This window comes from Atlantibacter hermannii, from assembly GCF_009907385.1.
GTDB classification, from domain to species: Bacteria; Pseudomonadota; Gammaproteobacteria; order Enterobacterales; family Enterobacteriaceae; genus Atlantibacter; species Atlantibacter hermannii_A.
The window spans coordinates 29,896-41,868 of the sequence record NZ_JAAATR010000084.1 but is presented as its reverse complement, the minus strand read 5'-3'; the positions used below and the strand labels follow the sequence as shown (position 1 = coordinate 41,868).

Sequence of the window (11,973 nt, the reverse complement as noted above, 5' to 3'; positions counted from 1 at the left end):
TCGTGTCGGGAAATAAAGAAAACACAAAACGATGGGGTTCAGGGAGCCGAAAAACTCCCTGAACCGGGGATTAGCTGGCTTTTTTGACCTGCGGTAAATCAAAAGCTTTACGCAGGGCGCGCACAAAGGCTTTATCGTGGCAGATGGTTTTACCGGGGCTGTCCGAAAGCTTCGCGACCGGTTTACCGTTGCACTCCACCAGCTTAATCACGATGTTTAACGGCTGAACGCCAGGAATATCGCAGGTCAGGCGCGTGCCAATACCAAAGCCGAGTTTTACCCGCGACCCGAAATGACGGTATAAATCGAGCGCTTTAGTGAGATCGAGATTATCGGAAAACACCAAAGTTTTAGTGAGCGGATCGATCTGCAATTTTTCATAATGGGCGATGGCCTTCTCACCCCACTGAACCGGATCCCCGGAATCATGGCGCAGCCCCTGATAGCGGGTAGCGAACTCCGGTCCAAAATCACGCAAAAACGCGTCCATGGTAATGCAGTCCGTCAGGGCGATACCAAGCTGTTGGGGATATTCATCCAGCCAGGCCTGAAGCGCCGCGCGTTGACTGTTGGCCAACACCGGGCTGATTTGCTGATGCGCCTGGAACCACTCGTGCGCCTGGGTGCCCATCGGCGTCAGATTCAGGCGGCGGGCTAAATCGTAGTTGCTGGTGCCGACAAACCAGGATTCCTGCTGGAGGCGTTCAACAATGGCTTGCTGGACTTCGCGGGAATAACGGCGGCGGGTGCCGAAATCCATCAGATAAAAGCGATTGAGCGTCAGGTCTGCGGTCAGCGCCTTAAACTCTACCAGCTTGCTTTCGAGATGCTGAAGGGCATTGTCGACGGTGATGTCTGGCGTACGGAAGCGGTGAACCAGCTCGCTAATCACGGCCAGTAGCGGCACTTCCCACATAATCACTTCCAACCACGGGCCGGAAAGACGAATATCCAGCTTGCCGTTATCGTTCACGATCGCCACCTGCGACGGGTCGTAGCGGAAATTCTTCAGCCACGCCAGATAATCCGCTTTGAAGAACGGCAGTTTCGCGAGCCAGGCATACTCATCATCACTCAGCGCCAGATGCTGCATCGCATCCACCTGCTCGCGAATAGCTTGCGCATAAATACCTAACAGATCGTCACCGCGGCAGCGAAACTCTGCGGCGACATGCACGCCCTGATAATGATGGAATACGGCCTGCTGCATATGCAGCTTATAGGCGTCGGTATCCAGCAACGAGTGCAGAATAGGGGAAGCATATTGTGTCATGGCGCGTAACTGGCATCCTCTAACAGGCGCGTTTCCTGGGGTAGCGAAAGCAGATAAAGACGCAGGAGTATACCCTGATTATCCGTTTATTGAAGCAGGATCACACCATAACATACCAGGCTGGTCGAGCGCATTTCGTGCCGCATGTTATATAAATGTAGTAAAAGGCGTTACACCGCCAGAAAAGATAAAGATTCTGCATAGCAACATTTTCGCAACGAGAATAGACTGAAGCTCGATACTCTACGGACGATGGATAAGGTTTCTATGACTCAATTGCCACAAGCCAAATACCGGCACGATTATCGTGCGCCGGATTATTTCATCAGCGACATCGATTTAACCTTTGAGCTGGATGCGCAAAAAACGCGCGTTACGGCGATGAGTCAGGTGAATCGCCCGCAGGCGTCGGATGCGCCGCTGCGCCTGGATGGCGAATCTTTAACGCTTATTTCTCTTGAAGTGAATGATGAGGCGTGGCCCCATTATCGCTTAGAAGACAGCGCCCTGATTATTGAGCAACTGCCTGCCCGCTTTACCCTGAAAATCGTCAATGAAATCAGCCCGGCGGCGAACAGCGCGCTGGAGGGGCTTTATCAGTCGGGTGAAGCGCTGTGTACTCAGTGCGAGGCGGAGGGCTTCCGCCATATTACCTGGTATCTTGATCGCCCGGACGTTCTGGCGCGCTTCACCACCAAAATTATCGCTGATAAAACCAAATATCCTTATCTGCTTTCCAACGGTAACCGCACAGGCCAGGGCGAGCTGGAAAACGGACGTCATTGGGTCGAGTGGCAGGATCCGTTCCCGAAACCGTGCTATCTGTTTGCGCTGGTGGCGGGGGATTTCGACGTGTTGCGCGATACGTTCACTACCCGCTCCGGGCGTGACGTGGCGCTGGAGCTGTATGTGGATCGCGGCAATGTCGATCGCGCATCCTGGGCGATGACGTCGTTGATAAACTCCATGAAGTGGGATGAAACGCGCTTCGGCCTGGAATATGACTTAGATATCTACATGATCGTTGCCGTTGATTTCTTCAACATGGGCGCGATGGAGAACAAAGGTCTTAATGTCTTTAACTCCAAATTCGTGCTGGCGCGCGCCGAAACCGCCACGGATAAAGATTATCTCAATATTGAACGCGTTATCGGCCATGAGTATTTCCACAACTGGACCGGCAACCGCGTGACCTGCCGCGACTGGTTCCAGCTCAGCCTGAAAGAGGGGCTGACAGTGTTCCGCGATCAGGAATTCAGCTCCGATTTAGGTTCCCGCGCGGTCAACCGCATCAATAACGTGCGCACCATGCGCGCCATGCAGTTTGCGGAAGATGCCAGCCCGATGGCGCACCCGATCCGTCCGGATAAAGTTATTGAGATGAATAACTTCTATACCCTGACGGTGTACGAGAAAGGATCGGAAGTGATCCGCATGCTGCACACCCTGCTGGGCGAAGAGAACTTCCAGAAGGGGATGCAACTTTATTTCGAGCGCCATGATGGCAGCGCGGCAACCTGCGATGACTTTGTGCAGGCGATGGAAGATGCGTCCAACGTTGATTTGTCTCATTTCCGTCGCTGGTACAGCCAGGCCGGTACGCCGGTGGTGAGCGTTCAGGACGATTACAACCCTGAAACCGAGCAATATACCCTGACTATCAGCCAGAGAACGCCGCCCACCGCGGAGCAAACCGAAAAGCATCCGCTGCATATTCCGTTTGATATCGAGCTGTACGATAACGAAGGCAAGGTGATCCCGTTGCAATACAACGGCCATCCGGTGCATCACGTACTGAATCTGACCCAGTCTGAGCAGACATTCGTGTTTGATCATGTTTACTTTCAGCCGGTGCCGTCGTTGCTGCGTGAATTCTCCGCGCCGGTGAAACTGGAGTATAAGTGGAGCGATCAGCAGCTCACGTTCCTGATGCGCCACGCCCGCAATGACTTCTCCCGTTGGGATGCCGCGCAAAGTTTGCTGGCGACCCACATCAAACTGAACGTCGCCCGCCAGCAGCAGGGCCAGCCGCTGTCGCTGCCGTTACATGTGGCGGATGCCTTCCGCGCTATCCTGCTGGATGCGCAGATCGATCCGGCGCTGGCGGCGGAAATTCTTACCCTGCCATCGCAAAACGAGATTGCCGAGCTGTTTGATGTTATCGATCCACTGGCGATTGCCGCCGTGCATGGCGCGTTAACCCGCACTCTGGCAACGGAGCTGGCAGACGAGTTCCTGGCCGTGTACAACGCCAATAAACTCGACGGTTATCGCATCGAACATGCCGATATCGGCAAACGTGCGCTGCGTAATACCTGCCTGCATTATCTGGCCTTTGGCGATGCGGAACTGGCCGATAAATTGATCGCCGCTCAGTATCATCAGGCGGACAATATGACCGACGCGATTGCCGCGCTGTCGGCAGCGGTGGCGGCGCAACTGCCGTGCCGTGAAGCGCTGCTGACGGAGTATGACGAGAAGTGGCATCAGGACGGGCTGGTGATGGATAAGTGGCTGATGCTGCAGGCTATCAGCCCGGCTCAGGACGTCCTTTCAACGGTGCGATCGCTGCTCAATCACCGCTCGTTCAGCATGAGTAACCCCAACCGTATCCGCGCCCTGATTGGCGCATTCGCTATGCATAACCCGCTGGCATTCCATGCGGCGGACGGCAGCGGTTACCAGTTTATGGTGGAAATGCTCACCGAGCTGAACAGTCGTAACCCGCAGGTAGCGTCACGCCTGATCGAACCGCTGATTCGCCTGAAGCGCTACGATGAAAATCGCCAGCAGCTGATGCGTACGGCGCTGGAGCAGCTTAAAGCGCTGCCCAATCTCTCCGGCGATTTGTTCGAGAAAATCAACAAGGCGCTTGCCTGATAACAAAACGCCCTTCCTGCCGGAAGGGCGTTTTTCGTTATACCGATAGCGAGTTCTCCGGCCATGTTAGCGCCAGGTGAGAAGTGTTGTGACGGTGTAACGCCTGCCAGAACGTATCCAGCGCGTCGTCGAGACGATGCTGCAAATTCGCGCTAAACACCGGCTTGTGCTGATAATCCAGCACCTGACTGTCATCGGCATAAACGCCGTGCAGGATCTCCTGCGCTTTTAATGCGTTTAATACGGGTTTGAGAGCGTAATCGACCGCCAGCAGATGCGCTACACTGCCGCCTGTCGCCAGCGGTAAAACCACTTTTTTTTCCAGCGCCCGTTCGGGCAATAAATCCAGCAGCGTCTTTAACGCGCCCGCGAACGAGGCTTTGTAAACCGGTGTCGCCACGATCAGCCCATCCGCTTGCTCCAGCTGCGCACTAAACGTTTTTAACGCCGGGCTGTCGAAGCGGGCATAGATAAGGTCTTCTGGCGCGAAGTTTTGCAGATGCCAGTGATAGACCTCAACATCCTGCGCGCTAAGCCGGTCGCGGGCATATTCTAACAGCGCGCTGGAACGGGAAGGAAAGCGAGGGCTACCGGCCAGGGTGATAATGCGCATGACAGCTCCTTATAACTAATGATTTTCAAGTTGGTAACATTAATAACAATTAGCGTCAGTGTCGCAGAGTCGCCGTCGCGCGCTAACTGATTTTTCCGTCGGAGCAATGCCGAATTTCGCATAAATCCCCTTAATGACCGGAAACGGTTGCTTTTTTGCCATAAGTCAATTCACTTTGTGAGCGCATTCACGGATAATAGCGCCCCGGTCTGCATACCGGGAATCCAGGAGAGTTCATGTACTACCCCTTCGTTCGTAAAGCCCTTTTCCAGCTCGATCCAGAGCGCGCTCATGAAATGACATTCCAGCAACTGCGCCGCATTACCGGCACGCCGTTTGAGCGCCTGGTGCGCCAGCGCGTTCCGGAAAAACCGGTCTCCTGCATGGGGCTGACATTTAAAAACCCGCTGGGTCTGGCGGCAGGTCTGGATAAAAACGGCGAATGCATCGACGCGTTGGGCGCGATGGGATTTGGATCGATCGAGATCGGCACCGTGACGCCCCGCCCGCAGCCGGGCAACGACAAGCCGAGGATCTTCCGGCTGGTAGAAGCCGAAGGGTTGATCAACCGCATGGGCTTTAACAATCTGGGCGTCGACAACCTGGTTGAGAACGTGAAGAAAGCCCATTTTGACGGGGTGCTGGGGATTAATATTGGTAAAAATAAAGACACCCCGGTAGAGCAGGGGAAAGAAGACTATTTGATCTGTATGGATAAAGTGTATCCGTATGCCGGATATATCGCGATCAATATCTCCTCGCCGAATACCCCGGGTTTACGTTCGCTGCAATATGGCGAAGCGCTGGACGATCTTTTAAGCGCGATAAAAAATAAGCAACAAGAACTGCAAAAACAACATCATAAATATGTTCCTGTGGCGGTGAAGATCGCGCCGGATCTTTCTCTGGAAGAATTGATCCAGGTCGCTGACAGCCTGGTTCGCCATAATATTGATGGGGTTATCGCCACCAATACCACACTCGACAGATCGCTGGTCGAAGGAATGAAACACAGCCAGGAAATGGGTGGGCTAAGCGGCCGTCCATTGCAATTAAAAAGTACCGAAATTATTCGTCTGCTGTCTCAGGAATTAAATGGTCGGCTGCCGATTATAGGCGTCGGCGGGATTGATTCCCTGATGGCGGCGCGCGAGAAGATAGCGGCGGGCGCAACGCTGATTCAAATTTATTCCGGTTTTATTTTTAAAGGCCCGCCGCTGATTAAAGAAATCGTAACCCATCTCTAAGCTTTTTGACTTACAGACAACCAGGGCTTTATTTTGAGCCCTGGTTGTTTTATATTCGGGCGCAGTTGCTAATTTAGACATTTTAGTCTTTTCTTTATTAGGGTTATAAACGAAGCGGCAAAAAGGATGTTATTTCGTCGCTGGCAGAGGTGGGGGAAAATGATGCGCTTTAAACCGGACGATAACTGGCATTGGTATTTTGATGACGAGCACGACAGAATGATGCTCGATCTGGCTAATGGCATGCTATTCCGTTCGCGCTTCGCCCGTAAAATGCTTACCCCAGACGCCTTTGCCTCCAGCGGCTTTTGTGTTGATGACGCAGCGCTTTATTTCACCTTTGAAGAAAAATGTCGGGATTTGCAATTATCTAAAGATCAGCGTGCCGAACTGGTATTGAACGCGCTGGTAGCGATTCGCTTTCTGAAACCGCAGATGCCGAAAAGCTGGCATTTTCTTTCTCATAACGATGACTGGCAACCCCTGTGCGGCGACCCGGCCTGCGTCTATTTAAGCGATACCCAGGAGAGCGTGAGCCTGCTGGTGGTGGAGCCGGGAGACAATGCGGCGCTATGCCTGCTGGCGCAACCGGGATTAACCCTTGCCGGGCGCACCATGCAGTTAGGTGATGCGATTAAAATCATGAACGACAGACTCAGGCCGCAGCCAGTGGCGCAGAGCCTGAGCCTCGACCAGGCCGTTTAGCGATCCAGCGTGACGGCCCCAACCGGAATACAGCTGCAGCACAGAATGGTGCCATCGTCGCCGACCGCGCTCTGCTTCAACGCTTTGACTTCTCCGTCAACTAACCGAATCCGGCAGCTTCCGCAAATACCGGCCCGGCACGAATAAGGTACGCGGATACCTTGCTGCTCCAGTTGTTCCAGCAGGATTTGCTGATTATTGCCTTTGAATGTCGCCCCCTGCCAGGTGATCGCCACGGCGCTTTGCGGCGCGGTTTCTACTTCAATCGCTTCCACCCCCTCTCCAGGACCGTATACCCGTGCCGGTTTGGTTTTCAGGATGTCCACTTCATCGCCCACATGAATAATACCGCTCTCGCGGGCGATCAAATTCTGGCCAAAATCCACGTCGCCGCTATCGTCCTGCGCAGTGCGGAACGATTGCAGCGTCGCCAGCGGTTCTCCGGAAGGGTGTTTCATGCCGCGCTCCGGGCTGACGGTGGTAAAAATGCAGCGGCTACAGGGTTTGGCAACATCAAACGTCACGCCGCCAATGCGGATCACTTCCCAGGTATCTTCTTCCCATGCCTGCGCGCCGGACACCACAATATTCGGTCTGAACTGGGTCATTTTGACGCTGGCCGGACAGCGCTGCTGCAAATCGCGCAGCGAGGATTCATTCGCCAGAAGAAACGGATAACCGTCAGCGAAAGAAAGCGGCACCGCTTCATGGCGTTTCACCCGGCGGGACAGTTCCGGTCCTACCCAGCGCAACTGCACATCGCGGGAGAAAAATCCGCTCAGCCACTGGTTGATCGCCTGCGGGGCGACCAGTGCCGTGAAGTGATTGCCCCACACTTCTGTCGGTTCGGCGGCGGCGGCAAAGTCGCTATAACGCACCATTGCGCTGCTGCCGTCCGGCGCGCGCAGATGCAAACCATCATGCATAATTGCCGGCGTAAACAGCACCATCTGTGGATACTGGCGCGCGGTAATGAAGGTGCCGTCGGTTTCTGTCACCATGAAAATGCGGTCGAACGCCAGTCCGCTTAAACTTACCTGTGCATGAGAGAGTTGAATTCCGCGCATGGATTTAACCGGATGAACTGCAAGACGAGATAAAAAGACCACTGCGCACTCCCTGGAAAGTCATAGAAGATGAAGAAATAGAAGGGCAACTTTATGACATGCGGGGCGGATTGGCTATAATGCGCAACAATTTTCTTAAGTGATAAGTGACGATATGAATGCTTTATTTGCCAGTACGGCGCGCGGCCTGGAAGAACTGTTAAAAACTGAACTGGAAAACCTGGGGGCGCAAAACGCTCAGGTGGTTCAGGGCGGCGTGCACTTTGAAGGCGACGCGCATCTGCTCTATTCAAGCCTGATGTGGAGCCGCCTGGCATCGCGCATTCTGCTGCCGCTTAGCGAGTGCAACGTCTACAGCGATCTTGATTTGTATCTCGGCGTGCAGGCGATCGACTGGACCGCGATGTTCGCGCCGGGAGCGACGTTCGCCGTCCATTTCAGCGGCTTAAATGACACCATTCGCAACAGCCAGTACGGCGCGCTGAAGGTTAAAGACGCGATTGTCGACGCCTTTACCCGTAAAAATCTGCCGCGTCCGAATGTTGATAAAGATCAGCCGGACCTGCGCATTAATGTCTGGCTGAATAAAGAAACCGCCAGCATTGCGCTCGATCTCAGCGGCGATGGCCTGCACCAACGCGGCTACCGTGACGCTACCGGCCAGGCGCCGATCAAAGAGACCCTGGCGGCGGCAATCGTTCAGCGCTCCGGCTGGCAGCCGGGCACCCCGTTGATCGATCCGATGTGCGGCTCCGGCACGCTGCTGATTGAAGCGGCGATGATCGCAACCGATCGTGCGCCGGGCCTGCACCGCACCCGCTGGGGTTTCACCGGTTGGGCAAAACATGACGATGAAATCTGGAAAAGCGTGAAAACGGATGCCCAGGTGCGGGCGCGCCGTGGCCTGAGCGAGTACCAATCGCGTTTTTACGGCTCTGATAACGACTCGCGCGTCATCGAGCGGGCACGCAGCAACGCCCGTCGCGCGGGCCTGGCCGACATCATCTCTTTTAGCGTCAGCGACGTGGCGCAACTGACCAACCCGCTGCCAAAAGGTCCGCTCGGCACCGTGATCAGCAACCCGCCTTACGGCGAGCGTCTGGAAAGCGAACCGGCGCTGATTGCCCTGCACAGTCTGCTGGGCCGCGCCATGAAGCAGCAGTTTGGCGGCTGGAATCTGTCGCTGTTCAGCGCCTCGCCGGAGCTGTTGAGCTGCCTGCAACTGCGCGCCGACCGCCAGTTCAAAGCCAAAAACGGCCCGCTGGACTGTGTGCAGAAAAATTACCATCTGGCCGCCGGCAGCAGCGAAGGCGGGCAGGGGCGTATCGCGGAAGATTACGCCAACCGTTTACGCAAGAATCTGAAAAAGCTGGATAAGTGGGCAAAACAGGAAGGGGTTGAATGCTATCGCCTCTATGATGCTGACCTGCCAGATTATAACGTGGCAGTCGATCGCTACGCCGACTGGGTGGTGATTCAGGAGTACGCGCCGCCGAAAACCGTGGATGCTAATAAAGCGCGTCAGCGTCTGTTTGACGTGATCGCCGCAACGATTCAGGTGCTGGAAATTGCCCCGAATAAGCTGGTACTGAAAACCCGTGAGCGCCAGAAAGGCACCAGCCAGTATCAGAAAGTGGCCCAGAAAGAAGAGTTCATGGAAGTGCGTGAATACAATGCGCGCTTCTGGGTCAATCTGACTGATTACCTCGATACCGGCCTGTTCCTCGATCACCGTATCGCGCGCCGTATGCTGGGCCAGATGAGCAAAGATAAAGACTTCCTCAACCTGTTCGCCTACACCGGCAGCGCCAGCGTTCATGCCGGGCTGGGCGGGGCGAAAAGCACCACCACGGTGGATATGTCGCGTACCTATCTCGAATGGGCGGAGCGCAACCTGCGCCTCAATGGCCTGACGGGACGCAACCACCGCCTGATCCAGGCGGACTGCCTGGGATGGCTGGCGGAGTCGACGGAACGTTTTGATGTGATCTTCATCGATCCGCCGACGTTCTCGAATTCAAAACGCATGGAGGCGTCGTTTGACGTTCAGCGCGATCATCTGGCGTTAATGAAAGATCTCAAGCGCCTGTTGAAGCCGGGAGGCACCATCATGTTCTCCAACAACAAACGCGGCTTCAAAATGGATCTGCCTGGCCTGGCGGACCTGGGCCTCAAGGCGCAGGAAATTACCGAGAAAACGCTGTCGCAAGATTTTGCCCGTAATCGCCAAATCCATAACTGCTGGCTGGTTACTCACGAGACCGGGAAATAATTATTTATGTCATTAATCAGTATGCATGGCGCGTGGCTCTCCTATAGCGACGCACCGCTTCTTGATAACGCCGAACTGCACATTGAAGACAACGAACGGGTTTGTCTGGTTGGGCGTAACGGGGCCGGGAAATCGACTCTGATGAAGATCCTTAACCGTGAAGTCGGTCTGGACGATGGACGTCTGATTTTCGAACAGGATCTGGTGGTTTCGCGCCTGCAACAGGATCCACCGCGCAACGTTACCGGCAGCGTGTATGATTTTGTTGCCGAAGGCATTGAAGAGCAGGCCGAGTACCTCAAGCGCTACCACGATGTTTCCCATCTGGTGATGCAGGACCCGAGTGATAAAAACTTGGCCGAACTGGCGCGGGTGCAGGAAATGCTCGATCACCACGGCTTATGGCAACTGGAAAACCGCATCAACGAAGTGCTGATGCAGCTTGGCCTGAATGCGGATATGGAGCTGGCGGCACTGTCCGGCGGCTGGTTGCGTAAAGCGGCGCTTGGCCGCGCGCTGGTCAGCGGGCCGCGCGTGCTGTTGCTCGACGAGCCCACTAACCACCTGGATATTGAAACCATCGACTGGCTGGAAGGGTTTTTAAAATCGTTCCAGGGCTGCATTATTTTTATCTCTCACGACCGGTCCTTTATTCGCAATATGGCGACGCGAATCGTCGATCTCGATCGCGGCAAGCTGGTTTCTTATCCGGGTGATTACGACACTTACCTGCTGGAGAAAGAAGAGGCGCTGCGCGTTGAAGAACTGCAAAATGCCGAATTTGATAAGAAACTGGCCCAGGAAGAAGTCTGGATCCGTCAGGGCATCAAAGCGCGCCGCACCCGCAATGAAGGCCGTGTGCGGGCGTTAAAAAGCCTGCGCCGCGAACGCAGCGAGCGTCGCGAAGTGATGGGCAGCGCCAAAATGCAGGTGGAAGAAGCCTCTCGCTCCGGCAAAATTGTCTTTGAGCTTGAGGAGGTGAATTACGGTATCCAGGGTAAAACCCTGGTGCGTAACTTCAGCGCCCAGGTGCAACGCGGCGATAAAATCGCGCTGGTAGGGCCTAACGGCTGCGGCAAGACCACGCTGCTGAAACTGATGCTCGGTCAGCTTAATGCTGACAGCGGGCGCGTTCATGTAGGCACTAAACTCGAAATCGCCTATTTCGATCAGCACCGCGCCGAGCTGGACCCGGAGCGCACCGTGATGGATAACCTCGCGGAAGGCAAACAGGAAGTCATGGTCAACGGCAAGCCGCGCCATGTGCTGGGTTATCTGCAGGACTTTTTGTTTCATCCAAAACGCGCCATGACGCCGGTCCGCGCGCTGTCGGGCGGGGAGCGCAACCGGCTGCTGCTGGCGCGTCTGTTTCTGAAACCCAGCAACCTGCTGATCCTCGACGAACCGACCAACGATCTGGATGTCGAAACCCTGGAGCTCCTTGAGGAGTTAATCGACAGCTATCAGGGAACCGTGCTGCTGGTGAGCCACGACCGTGAATTTGTCGATAACACCGTGACGGAATGCTGGATCTTCGAAGGTGAAGGGCGTATCGGGCAGTACGTCGGTGGCTATCACGATGCGCGTGGGCAGCAGGCCTCCTCTGCGCTTGCCCGTGCGCCGGTTGCTAAAAAAGAGCCCGAAGTTGCGGTTGCGAAAGCAGAAACTGTCAAACGAGCCAGCGGCAAACTAAGCTATAACATGCAGCGCGAATTAGATCAGATGCCGCAGCGCATGGAAGAGTTAGAAGCCGCAGTGGAAAGCCTGCAATCGCAGGTAAGCGACGCATCCTTCTTTAACCAACCTCATGACGTCACGCAAAGCGTGCTGGAAAAACTGGCTAGCGCAGAGCAGGAGCTTGAGGCGGCTTTCGAACGTTGGGAATACCTTGAATCGTTAAAAAACGGTGGATAGCC

8 protein-coding genes are annotated in these 11,973 nt (G+C 55.0%); 5 read left to right on the top strand and 3 right to left on the bottom strand.

Going from position 1 to position 11,973, the window contains the following annotated elements:
• Window positions 1-70 precede the first annotated feature (70 nt).
• The gene (pncB, locus tag GV764_RS18865) at window positions 71-1,273 is read right to left on the bottom strand and encodes a nicotinate phosphoribosyltransferase (protein WP_161661461.1); all 1,203 of its coding nucleotides are present in this window, start codon (window positions 1,271-1,273) and stop codon (window positions 71-73) included.
• A gap of 267 nt (window positions 1,274-1,540) precedes the next feature.
• Between pncB and pepN the strand changes: the two genes are divergently transcribed.
• A complete protein-coding gene (gene pepN, locus GV764_RS18860; protein WP_161661460.1) occupies window positions 1,541-4,153 on the top strand; it encodes an aminopeptidase N in 2,613 nt (870 codons plus the stop codon).
• 37 nt (window positions 4,154-4,190) lie between these two features.
• Here pepN and ssuE read toward each other — a convergent pair whose 3' ends face one another.
• Window positions 4,191-4,766 (bottom strand): NADPH-dependent FMN reductase, encoded by a 576-nt coding sequence (ssuE, locus tag GV764_RS18855; protein ID WP_161661459.1) that lies wholly within the window; start codon window positions 4,764-4,766, stop codon window positions 4,191-4,193.
• Between the two features lie 236 nt (window positions 4,767-5,002).
• Between ssuE and pyrD the strand changes: the two genes are divergently transcribed.
• Window positions 5,003-6,013, top strand: a complete 1,011-nt coding sequence (gene pyrD / locus GV764_RS18850; RefSeq protein WP_161661458.1) for a quinone-dependent dihydroorotate dehydrogenase — start codon at window positions 5,003-5,005, stop codon at window positions 6,011-6,013.
• A gap of 162 nt (window positions 6,014-6,175) precedes the next feature.
• On the top strand, window positions 6,176-6,718 hold the full coding sequence (locus tag GV764_RS18845; RefSeq protein WP_201743263.1) for a cell division protein ZapC: 543 nt from the start codon (window positions 6,176-6,178) through the stop codon (window positions 6,716-6,718).
• Here the strand turns inward: GV764_RS18845 and GV764_RS18840 are convergent.
• Window positions 6,715-7,827, bottom strand: coding sequence for a YcbX family protein (locus GV764_RS18840; protein WP_161661456.1), 1,113 nt, complete (start codon window positions 7,825-7,827; stop codon window positions 6,715-6,717). The genes GV764_RS18845 and GV764_RS18840 overlap by 4 nt on opposite strands.
• A 112-nt stretch (window positions 7,828-7,939) precedes the next feature.
• Here GV764_RS18840 and rlmKL point away from each other — a divergent pair, with 112 nt between their 5' ends.
• Window positions 7,940-10,057, top strand: coding sequence for a bifunctional 23S rRNA (guanine(2069)-N(7))-methyltransferase RlmK/23S rRNA (guanine(2445)-N(2))-methyltransferase RlmL (gene rlmKL / locus GV764_RS18835; protein ID WP_161661455.1), 2,118 nt, complete (start codon window positions 7,940-7,942; stop codon window positions 10,055-10,057).
• A gap of 6 nt (window positions 10,058-10,063) precedes the next feature.
• A complete protein-coding gene (locus GV764_RS18830; protein ID WP_161661454.1) occupies window positions 10,064-11,971 on the top strand; it encodes an ABC transporter ATP-binding protein in 1,908 nt (635 codons plus the stop codon).
• Window positions 11,972-11,973: the final 2 nt, after the last annotated feature.